At 62.2% G+C, this 18,148-nt stretch carries 21 protein-coding genes; 3 read left to right on the plus strand and 18 right to left on the minus strand.

Translation table 11 applies throughout. The features are described from left to right. Positions 1 to 9 precede the first annotated feature (9 nt). On the plus strand, positions 10 to 1,740 hold the full coding sequence (locus AACQ95_RS07915) for a formate--tetrahydrofolate ligase (RefSeq protein WP_241278259.1): 1,731 nt from the start codon (positions 10 to 12) through the stop codon (positions 1,738 to 1,740). A gap of 121 nt (positions 1,741 to 1,861) precedes the next feature. Here AACQ95_RS07915 and AACQ95_RS07920 read toward each other — a convergent pair whose 3' ends face one another. Both AACQ95_RS07920 and folE read right to left on the minus strand, forming a co-directional pair. Beyond that, complete coding sequence (locus tag AACQ95_RS07920) at positions 1,862 to 3,511, minus strand: methyl-accepting chemotaxis protein (RefSeq protein ID WP_241278260.1); 1,650 nt, start codon at positions 3,509 to 3,511, stop codon at positions 1,862 to 1,864. Between the two features lie 326 nt (positions 3,512 to 3,837). After that, positions 3,838 to 4,494 carry a GTP cyclohydrolase I FolE gene (gene folE, locus AACQ95_RS07925; protein ID WP_042872363.1) on the minus strand — a complete coding sequence of 219 codons (657 nt, stop codon included), beginning with the start codon at positions 4,492 to 4,494 and terminating at the stop codon, positions 3,838 to 3,840. Between the two features lie 301 nt (positions 4,495 to 4,795). Here folE and moeA point away from each other — a divergent pair, with 301 nt between their 5' ends. Continuing rightward, positions 4,796 to 6,022, plus strand: a complete 1,227-nt coding sequence (gene moeA, locus AACQ95_RS07930) for a molybdopterin molybdotransferase MoeA (protein WP_277604295.1) — start codon at positions 4,796 to 4,798, stop codon at positions 6,020 to 6,022. Continuing rightward, positions 6,019 to 6,774, plus strand: a complete 756-nt coding sequence (gene moeB / locus AACQ95_RS07935) for a molybdopterin-synthase adenylyltransferase MoeB (RefSeq protein WP_241278262.1) — start codon at positions 6,019 to 6,021, stop codon at positions 6,772 to 6,774. Before moeA ends, moeB begins: the two co-directional genes overlap by 4 nt. Positions 6,775 to 6,859: 85 nt before the next feature. Here the strand turns inward: moeB and AACQ95_RS07940 are convergent, their stop codons facing one another. The 16 genes from AACQ95_RS07940 to napG form a co-directional block, all read right to left on the minus strand. After that, on the minus strand, positions 6,860 to 7,150 hold the full coding sequence (locus tag AACQ95_RS07940) for a Bor family protein (protein ID WP_241278263.1): 291 nt from the start codon (positions 7,148 to 7,150) through the stop codon (positions 6,860 to 6,862). A 173-nt stretch (positions 7,151 to 7,323) separates the two neighbouring features. Further along, entirely contained in the window at positions 7,324 to 7,617 is a 294-nt protein-coding gene (locus AACQ95_RS07945; RefSeq protein ID WP_103471899.1) for a Bor family protein, read from the minus strand. A 45-nt stretch (positions 7,618 to 7,662) separates the two neighbouring features. Further along, a complete protein-coding gene (locus AACQ95_RS07950) occupies positions 7,663 to 8,481 on the minus strand; it encodes a hypothetical protein (protein ID WP_241278264.1) in 819 nt (272 codons plus the stop codon). Further along, entirely contained in the window at positions 8,474 to 9,517 is a 1,044-nt protein-coding gene (parM, locus tag AACQ95_RS07955) for a plasmid segregation protein ParM domain-containing protein (RefSeq protein ID WP_241278265.1), read from the minus strand. Before parM ends, AACQ95_RS07950 begins: the two co-directional genes overlap by 8 nt. 103 nt (positions 9,518 to 9,620) lie before the next feature. Then, positions 9,621 to 10,400 carry an alpha/beta fold hydrolase gene (locus AACQ95_RS07960; protein ID WP_241278266.1) on the minus strand — a complete coding sequence of 260 codons (780 nt, stop codon included), beginning with the start codon at positions 10,398 to 10,400 and terminating at the stop codon, positions 9,621 to 9,623. Between the two features lie 129 nt (positions 10,401 to 10,529). After that, positions 10,530 to 11,615, minus strand: a complete 1,086-nt coding sequence (gene modC / locus AACQ95_RS07965; RefSeq protein WP_241278267.1) for a molybdenum ABC transporter ATP-binding protein — start codon at positions 11,613 to 11,615, stop codon at positions 10,530 to 10,532. Further along, a complete protein-coding gene (gene modB / locus AACQ95_RS07970) occupies positions 11,612 to 12,292 on the minus strand; it encodes a molybdate ABC transporter permease subunit (RefSeq protein WP_241278268.1) in 681 nt (226 codons plus the stop codon). Before modB ends, modC begins: the two co-directional genes overlap by 4 nt. 220 nt (positions 12,293 to 12,512) lie before the next feature. Then, entirely contained in the window at positions 12,513 to 13,241 is a 729-nt protein-coding gene (modA, locus tag AACQ95_RS07975) for a molybdate ABC transporter substrate-binding protein (RefSeq protein ID WP_241278269.1), read from the minus strand. A gap of 88 nt (positions 13,242 to 13,329) precedes the next feature. After that, positions 13,330 to 13,809 (minus strand): molybdopterin synthase catalytic subunit MoaE, encoded by a 480-nt coding sequence (gene moaE / locus AACQ95_RS07980; RefSeq protein ID WP_241278270.1) that lies wholly within the window; start codon positions 13,807 to 13,809, stop codon positions 13,330 to 13,332. Positions 13,810 to 13,910: 101 nt separating this feature from the next. Next, positions 13,911 to 14,156: a molybdopterin synthase sulfur carrier subunit gene (moaD, locus tag AACQ95_RS07985; protein ID WP_043557190.1), complete on the minus strand. Its 246-nt coding sequence runs from the start codon at positions 14,154 to 14,156 to the stop codon at positions 13,911 to 13,913. Further along, complete coding sequence (gene moaC, locus AACQ95_RS07990) at positions 14,153 to 14,647, minus strand: cyclic pyranopterin monophosphate synthase MoaC (RefSeq protein ID WP_103471903.1); 495 nt, start codon at positions 14,645 to 14,647, stop codon at positions 14,153 to 14,155. The genes moaD and moaC overlap by 4 nt, the downstream gene beginning before the upstream one ends. A gap of 49 nt (positions 14,648 to 14,696) precedes the next feature. Next, positions 14,697 to 15,203, minus strand: coding sequence for a molybdenum cofactor biosynthesis protein B (gene moaB / locus AACQ95_RS07995; RefSeq protein WP_043138457.1), 507 nt, complete (start codon positions 15,201 to 15,203; stop codon positions 14,697 to 14,699). A 262-nt stretch (positions 15,204 to 15,465) separates the two neighbouring features. Beyond that, the gene (locus AACQ95_RS08000; protein WP_043138459.1) at positions 15,466 to 16,056 is read right to left on the minus strand and encodes a cytochrome c3 family protein; all 591 of its coding nucleotides are present in this window, start codon (positions 16,054 to 16,056) and stop codon (positions 15,466 to 15,468) included. An 11-nt stretch (positions 16,057 to 16,067) separates the two neighbouring features. Continuing rightward, positions 16,068 to 16,526 (minus strand): nitrate reductase cytochrome c-type subunit, encoded by a 459-nt coding sequence (locus tag AACQ95_RS08005; RefSeq protein WP_043138461.1) that lies wholly within the window; start codon positions 16,524 to 16,526, stop codon positions 16,068 to 16,070. Beyond that, positions 16,526 to 17,401: a quinol dehydrogenase ferredoxin subunit NapH gene (napH, locus tag AACQ95_RS08010; RefSeq protein ID WP_241278271.1), complete on the minus strand. Its 876-nt coding sequence runs from the start codon at positions 17,399 to 17,401 to the stop codon at positions 16,526 to 16,528. Before napH ends, AACQ95_RS08005 begins: the two co-directional genes overlap by 1 nt. Next, positions 17,398 to 18,132, minus strand: coding sequence for a ferredoxin-type protein NapG (gene napG / locus AACQ95_RS08015; RefSeq protein ID WP_043138465.1), 735 nt, complete (start codon positions 18,130 to 18,132; stop codon positions 17,398 to 17,400). Before napG ends, napH begins: the two co-directional genes overlap by 4 nt. Positions 18,133 to 18,148: the final 16 nt, after the last annotated feature.

Below are 18,148 nucleotides of genomic sequence, written 5' to 3' on the forward strand. Positions count from 1 at the left end.
GAGGTGCTGATGCTAAGCGATATCGAGATCTCCCGCCAGTCCCCCCGCCTTCCCATCCATGCGCTGGCCGAGCGCTTGTGCATACCGGCTCGGCTGCTCAGCCCTCACGGTCACTACAAGGGCAAGCTCAGCCTGGATCTGCTCAGGCTACCCGCTGGCAAGGCAGGCAAGCTGGTGCTGGTAAGCGCCATCACACCGACGCCCCTCGGCGAGGGCAAGACGGTCACCACCCTGGGTCTCTCCATGGGGCTCAATCACATAGGCCAGCCCAGCATGGCCACCATACGCCAGCCGAGCCTGGGCCCGGTGTTCGGGGTCAAGGGGGGTGCCGCCGGTGGCGGCCACGCCCAGGTGGTGCCGATGGAGGAGATGAACCTGCACCTGACCGGCGATTTTCACGCTCTCACCGCCGCCCACAACCTGGCGGCCGCCGCGCTGGATGCCCGCCTGTTCCACGAGACCCGCCTCGGCGCCGACTTCACCGCCAGGACAGGGCTGGCACGGCTCGATATCGATCCCGCCAACATCCTCTGGCCGCGTACCCTCGACATGAATGACCGCGCCCTGCGCCACCTCACGATTGGGCAGGGGGGCGCCGCCGATGGCGTTGAACGCCAGGATCGCTTCGTCATCACAGCCGCCTCCGAGCTGATGGCCATACTGGCGCTGGCCAGCGATCTGAAAGACTTGCGCGAGCGCATCGGCCGCATCCAGCTGGCCCTCGATAGCCAGGGCAACCCCATCACAGCCGAGCAGCTGGAAGTCGCGGGCGCCATGACTGTGCTGCTCAAAGACGCGCTGCAACCGACCCTGATGCAGACCACGGAGCAGACCCCGGTACTGGTGCACGCAGGCCCGTTTGCCAACATAGCCCATGGCAACTCCTCGGTGATCGCCGATCGCATGGCGCTGCAACTGACCGACTATGTGGTGACAGAGGCGGGTTTTGGCTCCGATATGGGGCTGGAGAAGTTCTTCAACATCAAGCACCGCCAGTCCGGCATAGCGCCAGCCTGCGTGGTGCTGGTGGCCACGGTGCGCGGCCTCAAGGCCAACAGCGGCCTGCTCGATATCCGTCCCGGTCAGCCGCTGCCCGAGAGCCTGCTGGGGGAAGACTTGCCCACCCTTGAGAAAGGCTGTGCCAACCTCGCCTGGCATATCACCAATGCCCGCCGTTATGGTGTGCCCGTGGTGGTGGCGGTCAACCGCTTCCCCACCGACAGCCAGGCCGAGCTGGATCTGCTGATGCGCGAGGCGCGCCAAGCCGGCGCCTGCGGCACGGCCATCTCCAGCGCCTTCACTCAAGGGGGCGCGGGTGCCAGTGAGCTGGCCCGTGCCGTGGTCGCCGCCTGCGAGATGCCAAGCCAGATCCAGCTGCTCTATCCCGATGAGATGAGCCTGTGTGCCAAGCTCGCCACCCTGGTGGAGTGCGGCTATGGCGGGCGCGGTGTGCGGCTCTCTGACAAGGCACGCCGCCAGCTGGCGGCGCTCTCGGCCGCAGGCTGGGATCACCTGCCCATCTGTGTGGCCAAGACGCCGCTCTCCATCAGCCATGACCCCGCCCTCAAGGGAGTGCCGACGGACTTCGAGGTGCCCATCGACGAGGTGAAGCTGTGCGCCGGTGCCGGCTTCGTCTATGCCTTGGCGGGCCCCATCATGACAATGCCTGGGCTCGGCAGCCTGCCGGCCTATCGTCATATCGACATCGATGATGATGGCGAGATCGTCGGACTGAGCTGATGGTGAGTGGCAGCTGCAGGCCAAGCCGACAGCCTCCACGCTCAAGATCGTCGGAAACAACAAGGCCCCGCCAATGGACGGGGCCTTGTTGTTAGTAGCCATACAACTCGCTGGCCTGCCCCTAGAGGGTGAAGCGCTGGGTCATATGGTGCAGCGAGGTCGCCAGCTTGCTCAACTCGACGCAAGCCTGGGCGGTCTGCTGCGCCCCCTGGGCGTTCTCGTCCGCGGCATTGTGGATGTTGACTATGCTGCGGTTGAGCTCCTCGGTCACCGCGTTCTGCTCCTCGGTCGCGGTGGCGATCAGGGTGTTCATGTCGGTGATCTGGGTGACTGCCCCATTGATGGTATCTATGCTGCTGCCGGCATCCCGCGCCAGCCCGACGCTCTCCTGCATCTGCTGACGGCTCAGCTGCATGGCGCTGCCCGCCTCGGCGGCGCGGCTCTGCAACAGCTCTATCATCTTGCTGATCTCGGCGGTGGAGTCCTGAGTCCGCTGGGCCAGGGAGCGCACCTCGTCCGCCACCACGGCGAAACCGCGTCCCTGTTCGCCGGCACGGGCGGCCTCGATGGCGGCGTTGAGCGCCAGCAGATTGGTCTGACCGGCGATGTCGCGGATCACATCCAGCACCATGCTGATGTTGGCGCTGTCGGTCTCCAGCTGCTGCACCACGGCGCCCGCCTGTTCAATCTTGACCGACACATCTTCGATGCTGCTGATGGCGCTGCGCACCACCTGGTTGCCCTGGGACGAGGTGCGGGAGGCATCCTTGGCGGCACTCATGGCATCCGTGGTATTGCGGGCCACTTCATTGACCGTGGACTGCATCTCGTTCATGGCGGTGGCCACCTGGGAGACCTCGCTCTGCTGGCGGGCCATGCCGGTGGCGGACTGTTCGGAGATGGCACTCACCTCCTCCACGGCGCTGCTGAGCTGGCTCACCGAGCCGGCAATTTCACTCACCAGATCCGCGAGCGCACCCTGCATGCGATCGATGGCGGTGCCGAGCTGACCGAGCTCGTCACGCTTGAAGCGACTGCCGCGGATCCACTCCTGCAGTTCACCCTTGCCGAGATCACCGCTCGCGATGCGCTGCGCCTGACGGGCCAGCATCACCAGGGGATCGCGGATCTGGCGGGTCAGCACGGTGGAGAGCACGGCCGCCAACCCCAGTCCCAGCAGCAGGGAGATGATGATGCTCAGCTTGGCGCTGTCAAACGCCCCCACCACCTGGGCGCGGGAGTTGGCGGCATAGCCGTGATTGATGCGAATGAGCTCGGCCACCGACTTGGACAGGGTGGTGTACAGCGTGACCCCCTCCGCCATGAAGATGCGCTGGGCCTCCGCCATCTGGCCGTTGTCCTGCATCTGTTTGATGAGCTGGTGCAGGGCGACGTACTTGCTCCAGTCCGCCTTGACGATGTCGAAGGCACGTCGCTCTTCCAGATCCTCCGCCCAGATGGTGGCATCGTGGGCCGCTACCTGGCGATCTGCTTCGCGCAGGCTCTGCTCGCTGGCATCGCGGTAATGGGCTTTCTGCTGGGGGTCGTCCGCCACCAGGAACACATCCAGCTCATAGCGGCGCAGGGCATTGATGGTCTCACCCAGGGTGCTGGTGCGAACGACGGCAGGCAGGATGCTGTCGGTGAAGCCGGTAGCGGCCCGGTTCATGTTGCCAAACTGCAGCAGCGAGAAGCCGCCGATAAAGGCCATCATCAGGCCGAGCACCGCAAAGCCTGCGGTGAGTTTCTTACCTATGGTCATGGTGTTCATGGCATGTCCTGCAATGGGTGAGCGAGTGGTATTCGTCTGTACTGTGCCTTCCCGGCACGGATCAGGATACCTGCCATCCATAGCAGTTCATCGAGCCGCCTACATCCTGATGACAGGGATGAGGCGAGTTCCAGGGGTAGCCGTGGCCTGTCCCCTGAAGCGCCCTTGCCCTGAAAGGGCAATGGCCAGGGCAGCGTTAGACCGGCATGGTGAGCTGTATCGGCCCATTCGCGCATGGCTTTAGCACTTTTCTGACGAAAGTGTCGGGCACAGCAAAAGGGGATAGAAGACAACAGGGGCATGTCGATGCGACATGCCCCTGTCTGCTAGCCTTTCAGGCCGCCCAGAAACTCGGCACGGGTGTCGGGCTGGGTCTTGAACACTCCACCGAGAGAGGTGGTGGTGGTATAGGAAGTGGAGTCCATCACGCCGCGCGCCTTCACGCAGAAGTGGGTCGCCTTGATGCTGATGGCCACATCCTTGGTACCGAGCAGGGTCTGCAACGCCAGCAGGATCTGCTGGGTGAGTCGCTCCTGCACCTGGGGCCGGCGGGCGAAGAACTGCACTATGCGGTTGATTTTCGACAGCCCGATCACCTTGCCACGGGGGATGTAGGCCACATGGGCCAGCCCGTCGATAGTGACGAAGTGGTGTTCACAGGTGCTGGTGAGACTGATGTCCCGCACCATGATCATCTCGTCCACCTTCATCTTGTTCTCGATCACTGTCACCTTGGGGAAGGTGCTGTAATCGAGGCCGGAGAAGATCTCGTTCACGTACATCTTGGCGATGCGGTGTGGCGTCTCCGCCAGGCTGTCATCGGTCAGATCCAGCCCCAGCGTCTCCATGATGGCGCGCATGTGGCCTTCGATCTTCTCCCGCTTCTGCTGACCGTCCAGTGCATTGGCCACCAGAGGTGTCTCGAGGCCCTCGGCCTCGAGGGCTGCCCTGACCAACAGGGCTTCCTGGCTTAAGCTCGTCATCTTGTTCCTCTCCCACGGGACTGTGATGGCCGCCTTGTCTGTGACGGCACTTTGTTATGGCGCAATAGTAAACGGCGATTATTGCCATAATTCAAGCTAACTCAAGTCCGTCTCCTGACTTTATGCCAATCCGTCGACTTTTACCCCTTGATGGCCCCCCCATACGGGGAGGATTGCAACAAACAATCCCTCTTCCGCCCCCCCTGTGCCAGACAGCCTGGTGTCGGCTCCTGATAAGCCTGCCCATCCACCCTGATTTTTGGGATAATCCGCCCTCAACCACACCAAAGAGGTAATGACGATGGGATTTGATACCAGCGGACTACTCCCCCTGAGCTATGCCCTGCAAGGGATGCTGGACCAACTCGCCTGCTGCTGCGACACGGAGCAAGTGCCCCTGCCCCAGGCCCTCGGCCGGGTGCTCGCGGCAGATATCGCCTCCCCCTTGTCAGTGCCTCCGTTCGACAACGCCGCCATGGACGGTTACGCCGTGCGGCTGGCCGATCTCGCTGCCGGCACTCCGCTCATCATGGCGGGCAAGGCCTTCGCCGGTCAGCCCTATCAGGGGGAGTGGCCCGCCGGCCACTGCGTGCGGATCATGACGGGCGCGCCCGTGCCAGAGGGGACGGATGCGGTAGTGATGCAGGAGGAAACCCAGGCCGACGGTGACAAGATCACTTTTCTGGTGCCACCCGCCTTGGGCCAGAATATCCGCCGCCGCGGTGAAGATATCCGCGAGGGAGCCAGCGTGCTCTGCGCCGGTACCCGGCTCACCCCCCGCGAGCTGCCGCTGCTGGCCTCCTTGGGCATAGCCACCGTCAGCGTGCGCCGCCCGCTGCGAGTAGCCATCTTCAGCACAGGTGACGAACTCAAGCCGGTCGGCACCCCGCTCGCCCACGGCGACATCTATGATTCCAACCGTTACGGGGTCAAGGCCATGCTGGCGCGCATGGGCTGCGACTGCCTCGACCTTGGCATCATACCGGACGACCCCGCACAGCTGCGCGCCGCCTTCCTGCAGGCCGACCGCGAGGCCGATGCCCTGATCACCACGGGGGGCGTCTCGGTCGGTGAGGCAGACTTCACCAAGCAGTTGCTCGAGGAACTCGGCGAGATCGGCTTCTGGAAACTGGCCATCAAGCCGGGCAAGCCATTCGCCTTCGGTCGTCTGCCCAACGCCTGGTTCTTCGGTCTGCCGGGTAATCCGGTTTCCGCCATGGTCACCTTCGATCAACTGGTGCAGCCTGCGCTGGCCAAGCTGGCCGGGCAGCAGTTCGAGCGCCCGCTGCAACTGCAAGCCGTCGCCAGCGAGCCTCTGAAAAAAGCGCCGGGTCGGCTCGACTTCCAGCGCGGCATCCTGAGCCAGGGGCCAGACGGCCTCGAGGTGCGCAGCACAGGCTCCCAGGATTCCGCCGTGTTCAGCTCACTGTCGCGGGCCAACTGCTACATAGTGCTTGAACGTGAGCGGGGCAAGGTGGCGGCGGGTGAAGCCGTCACCGTCGAACCGTTCGGGGGCTTGCTGCTGTGAGCGACATTCTCTCGGACGCCGAGCTCTTGCGCTACAACCGCCAGATCATCCTCAAATCCTTCGACTTCGAGGGGCAGGAGGCGCTCAAGCAGGCCAGCGTGCTGGTGATAGGTGCGGGGGGCCTGGGCTGCGCCGCCAGCCAGTATCTGGCGGTGGCCGGGGTCGGCCAGCTCACTCTGGTGGATTTTGACAAGGTGGAGCTATCCAATCTGCAACGCCAGGTACTGCACACAGATGAGCGCATCGGCCACTACAAGGTGGACTCCGCCGCCCAGTCCCTGCGCGCGCTCAACCCCTGGCTCAAGGTGGAGACTCACGCCTCTGTTGCCGACGAGCCGCTGCTCGATGCCCTGCTACCCAGCCATCAGCTGGTGCTCGACTGTACCGACAACCTGACCATCCGCAATCTGCTCAACCAATGCGCGCGCAAGCACAGGGTACCGCTGGTCAGCGGCGCCGCCATCCGGCTGGAGGGGCAGCTGTGCAGCTTCACCTGGCAGGAGGATGAACCCTGCTACGCCTGCCTCAGCGCCCTGTTTGGCGAGCAGGCCCTTACCTGCGTCGAGGCGGGGGTACTCGCCCCCGTGGTAGGACTGGTGGGCAGCCTGCAGGCGCTGGAGGCGATAAAATTGCTGGCGGGCACGGGGCGCAGCTACAGCGGCCGTCTCTTGATGATCGATGGCCTCACCGGCACCTTCCGCGAGATGAAGCTGCCCCAACGCCCCGACTGCCCTGTCTGTTCGCACCCTTAAGTGATCCTCGTCACCAATAACTCGCAGCCAATAAAAAAGCCGACCCCACTGGGTCGGCTTTTTGCATCGTGCATACGACGGGTAATCAGCCTGCGCAGTAAACGCGAGCCTCACGCGGGGTGTAGATCCCGAAGGTCACGAACCCCAGCAGACCGTTGACGAAGGTGTGTTGTGCTTCGACACGGACCACTTTATCCGCCCCATTACAAACCGCGGCAGCATCTATGGTTTTGCTCTGACCCAGACCGGAAATGAAGAAATGATGGGTCACTTCCTTGGTGGGCTTCACTGCATTACCGGAATGCACTGTGAACCCCTGCTGCGCACAACCAGCCATCATCATTGCAACGGCCGCAGTCAATACCATTTTTTTCATTTTATTATCCCTGACAACTTTATTATTTCCGGCTATACCGGTGCCAACATAAGAAATATTATCCTTTATTATCAATAGCATAAATAGATAACATTCCAAGATGCGCGCACATTACCAAAATCTTGAGATGGCAACAAGGCTTTGTATGAGACTTTATATCACGTGGCAGAAAATCAAAGATTGCAATAAACCCGCGCCGTTCTCGGGGTATAAATTCCCAGCGTCAATGCCGCCATCAAACCATCCAGTGGCGTCTGCTGCACTTCCACACGAACGACCTTTTCCGGGTCGCCATGACAGGCCAAAGAGGCGTTGACCGTTTCACTCTGACCAATGCCTGCCAGTACAAAATCATGGCTAACTTCCCTGTTTGGTTGACCCGGGTTGCCCGCATGCACGAAGAAGGTCTGCTGGGCGCAACCCGATAGCAGCAAGGCGCACCATGCCATCCATACTACATGTTTCATCTGTTTGATCCTGACGATAACGGCATCTTGATCGAGGCGGAGTACTTAGAAAATGCCCTTGGCCCTGACCTTCTTCATGTTGGCAACCTGGCTCGAGAGATCCTCGATCAGGGGTTCTGCCTCACCCGCCGTCGTAACCTGACGGCCGGGTACGCTGGCCAGTCGCTGGATCAGTCGATGCTGCTCGCGAATAAGCCTGGATTGCTCTTCAAGCTGACGGGAGAGCTGCTGGATACTACTCTGGAGCGGCGCCAGATCCTGCTCAACCGCCGCTGACGGCAGTTTGCCCGCGATCGCCTCGGCCAGCTGATCATGGTCGAGAGGGGCCGGCAACCCCTGCCTCAACTCATCCCACAACTCGGTGGGCTGCTGCTCGCCCAAGCGGCTCACAATCTCATCCACCAGATTGTCCTGAGCGGGGGTGGACGATTGCTGACCAAGGCGATGGACGATCTCATCCACCAACGAGGCGTTATCTCCCTGTCCCAACTGGGGAAGCAACCGTGCCACTATCTGATCGATCATGACATCGGCGGCGGGTGGTGCAGCCGAGCTCCCCTCTCCCAGGTTGAAACCACAACTGGCAAAGGCGTGACGCAATGTGGTCAGGCTCACCTGTTCCGGCCCCAGAGCGTTGGCAATGGCCTTGCACAGATTGGGCGCCAGCACATACATGAACATGCCGGAAAGGTAGATATCCTTGTGAAAACGGCTCTTGGAGAAGTCAAACTCCTCTGCGCCATCCTGGATCTTGCGGGCCCGTTGATACCAGTTTTGCAACACCCCGACCGCATAGCGATCAGACTCCAGCGCACCCGGATCCATGTAGATGGAGAAGGTCATGCGCTTGAGTTGACTACTCATCGCCAACCTCGGCCATCACGGCAGCCTCGCGATAGACTTCGTCTTCTTCCGTGGTGTAGAGGCAAATCTCGCGAGCCAGCGCAGACTGGGCATCATCCAGCAGCTCGACTCTGTCTCCCAGGGTCGGATAGGCCGCCTTGATCGCCTCATAAATCAGGGAAGCACCGCCCCCGACCAGATAGATCCGGTTCGGGTTCTTGGCAAACTTCTTCGCCTCATGAGCAACCTGGGTACCCAGCTCGTCAATCTTGTTCTGCATCTTCTCGAGGATCTTGGGGATCTGGCTCTCGTCATTGACCACATCACGCACGAAGCTCATGTCGTGGCGGCGCTTGATGAACTCGTTGGCCACCAGATAGCTGGAGTCACTGTCTGCCGCCGCCAGCGCTTTGCGGGTCGCATCGGTCACCATGGAGACACCGATCTCGTTGTTGCCATAGACATCGGAGACATCGTCAAACTCGCCGACGATAATCCCCATATCGAGGGTGGTACCGCCACAATCGATCACCAGGGTCTTGGTGAACTCGTTGCAGCCCGAACCGATCAGACGGGAGAGCGCCGCAGGCAGGCTCTCCGGCATGACTTCCACGCTGACGATATTGAACAGCTCTCCCTTGTTGAGGGAAATGGCACGCATCAAGTTGCGACGCTTCTTCTCGATTTTTTCTTCGTTGCGCTGGCAATCGTCCGGGTTGTAGAACTCGGTAATGGGCAATGTCACGGTAATCGCCACATCACAGGGAATGACACAGGTCTGTAGCAAGGCGTGGTGAACGGACAACAGATTGAGATCGTCGTACTGGTATTCCACATGGGTGGTTGCCAATGACTTGTCCGACGTAGCGTCGTAGGTGTACTTGGTATTGCCTATCTCGTAGTTGTAGATCTTCTTGTCCTTGCGCAATGCGGCGCTCTTCCAATCCTTGCGAAAGGAGTTGGGAGAGATGATGGTCTTGAGCACCTTGTTCTCAATCCAGCTCACCTTGACATTGGTTGAACCATCATCGATGGCCATTTTAATTACTTCAGACATGAGGAAATACCTGTTAATAGAGCAAAATGGGTCCGATTGCCTTGCCTTATACCATTGGCAAGGCAATCGGACCAACACATACACTGGTTAAAGGGCGACAAGTTTAATGAGTTTCTAAAATCCGGTGAAGCAAATGATTAAACCCCGAGGGATCTTCTGCCGGCCAGGCGTGGTGGCCGTTGGGGGTGTGGATGGTGGCGTTGGGCAGGGAGGCGAACTGCTCCACCCGCTTGGCGAGCGGCAGATAGTCGTGGCTGGTGGAGATGATGGCCACCGGCTGCCAGATGGCGCCGAGCCGGGCGCGCACCGACCAGCCGGGCAAGGCGTCGAGCAGCGCCCGATAGGTCTTCTTTTTGTTGCTGCGCACGAAGCGCAGCCGGAAGGTGTGACGCACCTGGGCGAGATCCGGGCCGGGGAAGAGCTCGCGCCCGAGCCACCAGGCGAGCGGGCGCATGCCAAACCAGCGCAGCCACTTGAGGCGCTGGGCGTAACGCTCCTGCTCCTTCGGGGTTTCCAGCAGAAACTCGCTAACACCGTTGACCAGCACCAGACCTCGTACCTTGTGAGGAAGTTGCAAGGCCAGCTCCAGTGCCACCATGGCCCCCAGAGAAAGACCCACAACCCAGGCGGGCTCCGGTTGCTCGTCGAGCCAGCGCACCACGTCGGCAGCCAGAGTGGCCACGTCGAACGGCCCCTCCTGCATGCTCTGACCATGGCCGCGCAGGTCGAGGGCCACTACCCGATAGTGTTCGGAGAAGCGCTCTATCTGCGCCTGCCAGTCGAGACTGGATGAACCCAGCCCGTGCAGCAGCAACAGCAAGGGGCCCTCCCCCGCACTGCGCAGGGCAAGACCGTTGGATTTCATCACCTGATTGCGACGCATCAGCTCATTGCCCCTCGACTCATCGCCTGAACCATGCCTTGTTTATCCCGATAGTGACCAGCCAGCTTGCTGGCATCCTCCAGCACCCACCAGGGATGCCGCTCCATAATGTATCAGAACGACGCCGGCTCAGCCTTCGCTGACCAGACTGACCGCCTTGATATAGGCGTATATCTGCTGCTCCGGCACCAGCGCCAGCCGGGTGGCGGAGCGGCTGGTGATCCGGGCCAGCAGTATCTGCTCCCCCAGTGCCAACTGCAACAGAGTCTGGCCGGGGCGCACCTCGCGCACCGCCAGCAAACGAGTGACAAGGCAGTTGGAGAGGCTGGAGTGTTCGATGGGGGCGGTGGCGATCACCACGTCCCGCCCCGCCACCTTGATCTGCAAGGGGCCGCGCTCGTCCGGCACATGATTCATGGTGACCCGCAGGCGCTGCTCGCCGAGCTGCAGGGTCGCCATCTGCTCGTCGTCATCGTAGTGGGCCAGGGTGGCATCCAGCATCACACCGGCATCGTCGCGACTGGCGAGCGAGAGATCGGTGCGAGCGAAGATCTCGCTCGGCCGCCCCTGCGCCTCCACCCGGCCGCCCTCCAGCAACACCAGCTGATCGCACAGCAGGCTCACCTCTTCCATGGCGTGGCTGACGAAGATCATGGGGATGCCACTCTCCTGCTGCAACCCCTTGAGCACGTGGGCCTGATGAATGCGGCTACGCCTGTCCAGCGCAGAAAAAGGCTCATCCAGCAGCAGCAGATCGGGCTCAGCCAACAGGGCCCGCCCCAGTGCCACCCGCTGGCGCTGGCCGCCGGAGAGGCCATGAGCCGGCTGCGCCAGCAACTCGGCAAAGCCGAGTCGCGCCGCCAGCGCCTCTGGCTGCCAGCGCCCTCGCCCCTTGCGGGCCGCCAGCTGCAGATTGCCCAGCACGCTCAGATGGGGGAAGAGCCGCGAATCCTGAAACACCAGTCCGATGCGACGCGCTTCGGGCAGCAGATCGGCCAGTTCACGTCCTCGCCACCACAGGCGATCGCCGCTCTGGCGATCCAGCCCGGCCATGATGCGCAGCAGTGTGCTCTTGCCGCAGCCGGAGGGGCCGAACAGGCCGAGAATACCCCCCGGCTCGAGGGCCAGTTCGCAGTCGAGGGTAAAGGCGCCAAACTCGCGCCTGGCATTAAGTTGCAGGGCGTGACCCTGAGACATATTGGCTGGCGGGTTCATCCGAACAGCCTCCGTTGCCGGCGCTGCAATACGCCATAGACCAGCACCAGCATCACCAGCGAGAAGCCCATCAGGCCGCCAGCCAGAATATGGGCGTTTTGGTAATCCATCGCCTCCACATGATCAAACAGGGCGATGGAGAGCACCTGGGTCTCCCCCGGGATGTTGCCGCCGATCATCAGCACAACGCCAAACTCCCCCAGGGTGTGGGCAAAGCCAAGGGCCGCCGCCATCACGAAGCTGGGCAGCGTCATCGGCAAAATGATGTGAAAGAAGCGCTCCAGCGGCCCGAGCCCCAGGGTGGCGGCAGCGTCCAGCTCCTTGTTGCCCATGTTGACGAAAGCAGAGGTGAGCGGCTGCACCACGAAGGGGAGCGAGTAGAGGATGGAGGCCAGCAGCAGACCGAGAAAGCTGAAGGCAAGCGGTGCGCCAAAGGTGTCACGCCACCAGGCACCTAGGCCGTATGAGGGTGAGAAGGCGAGCAGCAGATAGAAACCGAGTACCGTGGGGGGCAGCACCAGAGGCAGGGCCACCAGCGCCTCCACCAAGGGCCGCAGCTTGTTCTGGCTGCGGGACAGCCACCAAGCCAGCGGCGGCGACAGCAGCAATAGGATGCCGGTAGTGCTGGCCGCCAGCTTCAGGGTGAGCCAGATGGCCTGCAGATCCCCTTCACTCATCGAACTCACTCCCAACGCCAGGTTCAGCACCAGACACTGCGAATGAGCAGATCCCCCGATAGACCTGACCCTGAGTCAGGCAGGTCATCGCCAGCAGATCCCTTTTATTCATCGCCAAGCTCCCGGTTGGGATCAGCCAACGACATGGTGTGCATCCTCATGGCAAAGCGTGGTCGACCCCAAGGCCGACCACTCCTGGTTGTGCATCAGGCTCATGTCCTTATTGGGGCAGGGCATAGCCCGCGGCCTTGATCTGCGCCTGACCCGGTCCCTTGAGCCAGGCGACCAGCGCCTCGACGGCGGCGCCCTTCTTCAGCACCAGCCCCTGCTGTTCGATGGCCGGATACAGCGTGTTCGGCACAGCCCAGGCTTCGCCTGTTTTGCCCGCCTCCACCAGATTGGCCCAGGCGACGAAGCCCAGCTCGGCGTTGCCGGTATCGACGAACTGCCAGGTCTGGCCTATGTTGGCGCCGGTCAGCAGACGGTACTGTTTGGGATCGATCTTGAGGCTCTCCAGGGTCGCCATGGCGGCGGCGCCATAGGGAGCGGTACGGGCATTGGCGATGGCGAGGTTGCCTTTCCAGCTGCGCAGGCTCGCCTCGTCGGGGGCCGGGCCGCCCTTCTTCCACAAGCCCAGCTGGCCGATGGCATAGGTGAAACGATCGCTGCCCTTGCCCTCTTTCTCCAGCTTCTCGGGGGTGGCCACATCGGCGGAGAGGAAGAGGTCGAACGGCGCGCCGTGACTGATCTGGGTGTAGAGCACGCCGGTGGCGGCAGAGCTGATGATGACGCTGTGGCCGGTCTTGGCGGTGAACTCCTTGCCGATGTGCTCTATGGTGCCCTTGAAGTTGGCGGCCACGGCCACCTTCACCTCGTCGGCTTGTACGGCAATGGGGTTCAGCGCCGCGGCGCAGACGCCTGCAATGACAACAGATAACAACGGTTTCATTCCCTTCCTCCTGATGTGGGTCTGGTCTCACCAGGCCCGAAAACAGGGGCAAGGTTCCCGTTGAACCTGCGCCCCTACGATGAACAGGTCAAATTTTCCAGCGGGCGGCGGCAGCGCTGTCGCTCTCCTTGGCCTCGACCCAGCGTTGAATCCCCTCGGCAGTCAGCTCTTTTTTCCAGAACGGTGCCCGGGTTTTCAGAAAATCCATGATGAAGTGACAGGCATCAAACGCGGCATCGCGGTGGGCACTGCTCACCGCCACCAGCACTATCTGATCGCCGAGCAACAACTCGCCGATGCGGTGAATGAGGGTGCACTCCTGCAGCGACCAGCGGCGGCGTGCCTCCTGCACTATGTCGGCCAGCGCCTTCTCGGTCATGCCGGGATAGTGCTCGAGGGCCAGCCCCTTCACCTCATCTCCCTGATTGAAGTCGCGCACCTTGCCGACGAAGGTGACGATGGCGCCACTGTCGGCGCGGGTGGCGAGACGGGCATACTCATCGGCCAGTGAGAAGTCTTCCCGCTGCACCAGGATGCGATCTACGGGCGTCGTGGTTGCTTGAGACATGGCTCAGCCTCCGGTCGTGACTGGAAGGAGAGGGAAGAAGGCGGCCTCATCCCCGTCCCACAGCTCAGTGGTGCGATCCACGGTCGTTATCTCGCTCATCCTCAGCCTCCGGTCACGGGGGGGAAGAAGGCCACTTCATCGCCATCATTGATGGGGGTATCGAGGGGCACCAGGGTCTGGTTGACCGCGACCAGCAGCTTGCCCGCTTCCAGCGCCAGTGCCCACTTGTCACCGCGCTCACACAGGGTCGCCCGCAGCTGCTCGGCGGTAGCGTAGTCGCAGGGCAGGCTCAGTTCGTCACAGGCCACCAGCTCTCTTACTTGCGCAAAAAACAGTACCTTGATCATGCCTGCTCTCCTGCACTCGCGCCCAACTGAAAGTGGCCGGACTTGCCGCCCTTTTTTTCCACCAGTCGCACCTGTTCGATCACCATGTCCTTTTGCACCGCCTTGCACATGTCGTAGATGGTCAGCGCCGCCACCGAGGCTGCGGTCAGCGCCTCCATCTCCACCCCTGTCTTGCCGGAGAGCTTGCAGAGGGTGCGAATATGGACCCTATTGTGCGCCGGCAGAGGTTCGATCTCCACCTCCACCCGGGTAAGGGCCAGGGGGTGGCAGAGGGGGATGAGATCCGCCGTTTTCTTGGCCGCCATGATGCCGGCGATGCGGGCGGTGGCGAACACGTCCCCCTTGTGGTGCTGACCGCTCAGGATCAGCGCCAGGGTTTCCGGTGCCATGGCGACGAAAGCCTCGGCGCGGGCCTCACGTTCGGTGACCTGCTTGTCGGTCACGTCCACCATGTGGGCTTCGCCGCTTTGGTTGAGATGGGTCAGGTTCATCAGGTTCCCCTTGAAGGCTGAAAGAGTGCTGGGATCCCTGGCTCGTGGCTCAGAGATGGGTCACGAAGTTGCAGGGCTGGGTACGGGCATCGAGCTGATCCCGGATGAGCTGCTCCCAGCCCAGCTGGCAGGCGCCGGGAGAACCGGGCAGACAGCAGACCAGGGTGCGGTTGGCGAGCCCGGCCAGGGCACGGCTCTGCATGGCCGAACCTTCGATCTCGGCAAACGAGAGCTGACGGAACAGCTCGCCAAAGCCCTTGACGGTGCGGTCGAACAAGACGCCGACCGCCTCCGGCACCCAGTTCTGATCGGTGAAACCCGTGCCGCCATTGATCAGCACCACCTGGATGCCCTCATCGGCGATCCACTGGCTGACCCGGGAGCGAACTTGATAGAGGTTGTCGGCGAGCAGGGCCCGATCGGCCAGCTGGTGACCGGCGTCGGTCACGGCCGAGACCAGATAGTCGCCCGAGCTGTCATTGGCGCTGGTACGACTGTCGGAGACCGTCAACACGGCGATCTTGAGGGGAATGAATGCGGTCATGTTCTGTCCCATGGGCAGCTCCTGATAACAAAGGACCGTGAGCAAAGAGAAGAAGAGAGTAGCCAGGATCCTGGTGTGCAGCGCTTGATCCGGGGAGGATCCATACCTGCGCAGGCATGACCCTTACCACATGGTCACTCGCTGCGACTCACGGCGGCCCGATTCTACCAAAACTCGTGCCAGAGGGGGGATTTAAAGGGCACACAAATGCCGTTTTGGCGCGGTTGGCTGCAATATGAACAGGCCGGGCAAGCCCGGCCTGGATCTGGCTACCTTAGAAGCCCTTCACCCCTGTCATGTCAGGCAGCTGGTGAGCTATGCCCTTGTGACAGTCAATGCAGGTGCTCTCGCCACTGGCCAGACTGGTGGAGTGCATCTGGGCCCCCCGCTTGCCTTGCAGGGAGAAGTCCATGTACTCGAAGTTGTGGCAGTTGCGACACTCCCTCGAATCCGTGTCCTTCATGCGCTTCCACTCCCGCTCGGCCATCTCGCGGCGGTGGCTCTCGAACTTCTCGCGGGTATCCACCTTGCCGGTCAGCATGCCCCACAGCTCCTTGGACGCCTGCACCTTGCGAATGATCTTGTAGGTCCATTCGTGGGGCACGTGGCAATCCGGGCAGCTGGCGCGCACGCCGGAACGGTTGGCGTAGTGGATGGTGTCGCGGTACTCCACGAACACGTTGTCCTTCATCTCGTGACAACCGGTACAAAACTTCTCGGTGTTGGAGGCTTCCATGGCGGTGTTGAAACCGCCCCAGAAGATGACCCCGCCAAAGAAGCCCATCATCAGCAACACCCAGAGGGCAGCCTTGGAAGGAGACTTGAAGGTGGTCCACAGTCGTTGCACAAAACCAGGTAATTTCATCTATGGGTTCCTCAGTTCAGCGCTTCAACCGGTTTAAACGTATTTTCCACCAGCGGCTTGGCATCCGTTTGCGGCACGTGGCACTGCAGGCAGAAGTAGCGACGGGGCGAGACCTCCCCCAAGGTCATGCCGTCACGGGTCTCGAAGTGAGTCGGGCTGATCTTGGGGGCCTTCATCTTGCTGGCATTCTTGAAGCTGTGACAGGCCAGGCACTTGTTGACCTTGTTGTCCACTTCATAGTTGCGGGTATCGTGGGGGATCAGCGGTGGCTGATGCATGTACTGGCGATCGTAGAGGTCGCCATCCTTGCGAAAGTTCTTCATGGGGGCGGCTTCGGCCTCGGTCCCGAGATCCGTGGTGCCCCGTTCAGACTTGATGCCACCGGTCTCCGTCGTGATTTCGGGATTCTGTGCTGCCATCAAGGACCCCGCCACCAGGCAGGCCAGCATTGCTCCAATCAGCTTTTTCATTATCTGTTCTCCGACGTTTTATCAGCCTTGACGGCAAAACCTACAGTGATTTCAAAAACTTGCTCCGCGCAGACATCAATGCAACGGCCGCAGTTGGTACACTCTTGAGCCACAATCAAGGGCCCGTGACCACGCTTGGCACCGTGAACGGGGCCGCGCAGAATGGGGCGCTCGGGGCAGACCGCATAACAATCCATGCAGTTGCTGCACCGCTCGCGCCCCCTGGCAGAAATCTTGATGAACCCGACCCGGTTGACCAGGGCATAGAAGGCCCCCACAGGGCAGAGATGACCACACCAGCCCCGCTCCACCACAAAGAGGTCGAACAGGAAGAGCACCGCCAGCAAAGCCCACCCAGCCCCCATGCCAAACAGCAGACCGCGCAGGGTGAGCGAGACCGGATTGACCAGCTCCCACACCAGCACGCCCGCGATGGCCGGGGCCACCAGCACCATGGCCAGCAGCCAGTAGCGCGTATTGCGGTTGAACTGACCGTTGCCCTTGAGGCCAAGCCGGGCCCTGGCCCAGGCGGCGGCATCCGTGATGAGGTTGACCGGACAGACCCAGGAGCAGAACACCCGCCCCCCGACCAGCCAGTACCCCAGCAGCACCAGGGCCGCCCCCAGCCAGAGGGTGGTGATGGGCCAATGGCCCGCCGCCACCGACTGCAGCAGGGTGAGGGGATCCGTGAGCGGGACCGTCTCCAGCAAGAGTGAGCTGGAGAGGTTGCCCTTGAGGATCCAGACGCCCGCCAGCGGCCCCAGCAGGAACAGCCCCAGCACGCAGCACTGGGTCAGTCGCCGCAGCAGCAGGAAGCGGTGTGACCGCCACCAGCCGAGCCGCGCGCTAGCCTCGGCCCCCGGATAACGACTCATAGCCCCTCCGGTTTGCGGGTCGGCAGGGTGAGCCGCTCACCGATGAGCGACTTGCCCGCCTTGCGCTTCTCTTCCCAGCCGAGCCGGTAGTGATGGCCCAGCTCCCCCTTGGCGAGCTGACGGGGTACCACCTTGATGGCAGACTCCTCCAGCACGCAGGCGTGCTCGCACTTGCCGCAGCCGGTACAGCTGTCGCTGTGCACAGTGGGCAGAAACATGGCGTGCTTGCCGGTGCGCTGATTGTGCTGCAGCTCGAGGGTGATCGCCTTGTCAATCAAGGGGCAGACCCGGTAGCAGACATCGCAGCGCAGCCCCAGGTAGTTGAGGCAGGTCTCGTGATCGATGAGCACCGCCACCCCCATGCGCGCCTGATCGATGTCGGTCATCCCCTGATCCAGCGCCCCGCTCGGGCAGGCCACCACGCAGGGAATGTCGTCACACATCTCGCACGGCACGGCCCGCGCATCAAAATAGGGGGTGCCGGTGGTCACGGGTTCAAACAGCCGGGCAAGCTTGAGAGTGTCGTAGGGGCAGGCCTCGACGCAGAGCCCGCAGCGCACGCAGGCGCTGAGGAACTCGGCCTCGTCGAGGGCGGCTGGCGGGCGCAGCGCCTGGGCAGGCACGGCTTGCACCTGCTGGCGCGCCATGCCGCCGAGCCCCACACCAAGCAGGCCCACACCGCAGGCCCCCTTGGCCATGTCGGCCAGAAACTGGCGCCGACTACGACTCATCTCGCGCTCCCCCGCC

The sequence above is a fragment of the Aeromonas sp. MR19 genome (genome assembly GCF_963899305.1).
GTDB classification, from domain to species: Bacteria; Pseudomonadota; Gammaproteobacteria; order Enterobacterales; family Aeromonadaceae; genus Aeromonas; species Aeromonas bestiarum.

What these genes read in the sequence shown, in the direction of transcription:
- AACQ95_RS07915 (WP_241278259.1), top strand. Translation starts at nt 10, where the DNA reads ATGCTAAGCGATATCGAGATCTCCCGCCAGTCCCCCCGCCTTCCCATC.
- AACQ95_RS07920 (WP_241278260.1), bottom strand. Translation starts at nt 3,511, where the DNA reads ATGAACACCATGACCATAGGTAAGAAACTCACCGCAGGCTTTGCGGTG.
- folE (WP_042872363.1), bottom strand. Translation starts at nt 4,494, where the DNA reads ATGACGAGCTTAAGCCAGGAAGCCCTGTTGGTCAGGGCAGCCCTCGAG.
- moeA (WP_277604295.1), top strand. Translation starts at nt 4,796, where the DNA reads ATGGGATTTGATACCAGCGGACTACTCCCCCTGAGCTATGCCCTGCAA.
- AACQ95_RS07940 (WP_241278263.1), bottom strand. Translation starts at nt 7,150, where the DNA reads ATGAAAAAAATGGTATTGACTGCGGCCGTTGCAATGATGATGGCTGGT.
- AACQ95_RS07945 (WP_103471899.1), bottom strand. Translation starts at nt 7,617, where the DNA reads ATGAAACATGTAGTATGGATGGCATGGTGCGCCTTGCTGCTATCGGGT.
- AACQ95_RS07950 (WP_241278264.1), bottom strand. Translation starts at nt 8,481, where the DNA reads ATGAGTAGTCAACTCAAGCGCATGACCTTCTCCATCTACATGGATCCG.
- parM (WP_241278265.1), bottom strand. Translation starts at nt 9,517, where the DNA reads ATGTCTGAAGTAATTAAAATGGCCATCGATGATGGTTCAACCAATGTC.
- AACQ95_RS07960 (WP_241278266.1), bottom strand. Translation starts at nt 10,400, where the DNA reads ATGCGTCGCAATCAGGTGATGAAATCCAACGGTCTTGCCCTGCGCAGT.
- modC (WP_241278267.1), bottom strand. Translation starts at nt 11,615, where the DNA reads ATGAACCCGCCAGCCAATATGTCTCAGGGTCACGCCCTGCAACTTAAT.
- modB (WP_241278268.1), bottom strand. Translation starts at nt 12,292, where the DNA reads ATGAGTGAAGGGGATCTGCAGGCCATCTGGCTCACCCTGAAGCTGGCG.
- modA (WP_241278269.1), bottom strand. Translation starts at nt 13,241, where the DNA reads ATGAAACCGTTGTTATCTGTTGTCATTGCAGGCGTCTGCGCCGCGGCG.
- moaE (WP_241278270.1), bottom strand. Translation starts at nt 13,809, where the DNA reads ATGTCTCAAGCAACCACGACGCCCGTAGATCGCATCCTGGTGCAGCGG.
- moaD (WP_043557190.1), bottom strand. Translation starts at nt 14,156, where the DNA reads ATGATCAAGGTACTGTTTTTTGCGCAAGTAAGAGAGCTGGTGGCCTGT.
- moaC (WP_103471903.1), bottom strand. Translation starts at nt 14,647, where the DNA reads ATGAACCTGACCCATCTCAACCAAAGCGGCGAAGCCCACATGGTGGAC.
- moaB (WP_043138457.1), bottom strand. Translation starts at nt 15,203, where the DNA reads ATGGGACAGAACATGACCGCATTCATTCCCCTCAAGATCGCCGTGTTG.
- AACQ95_RS08000 (WP_043138459.1), bottom strand. Translation starts at nt 16,056, where the DNA reads ATGAAATTACCTGGTTTTGTGCAACGACTGTGGACCACCTTCAAGTCT.
- AACQ95_RS08005 (WP_043138461.1), bottom strand. Translation starts at nt 16,526, where the DNA reads ATGAAAAAGCTGATTGGAGCAATGCTGGCCTGCCTGGTGGCGGGGTCC.
- napH (WP_241278271.1), bottom strand. Translation starts at nt 17,401, where the DNA reads ATGAGTCGTTATCCGGGGGCCGAGGCTAGCGCGCGGCTCGGCTGGTGG.
- napG (WP_043138465.1), bottom strand. Translation starts at nt 18,132, where the DNA reads ATGAGTCGTAGTCGGCGCCAGTTTCTGGCCGACATGGCCAAGGGGGCC.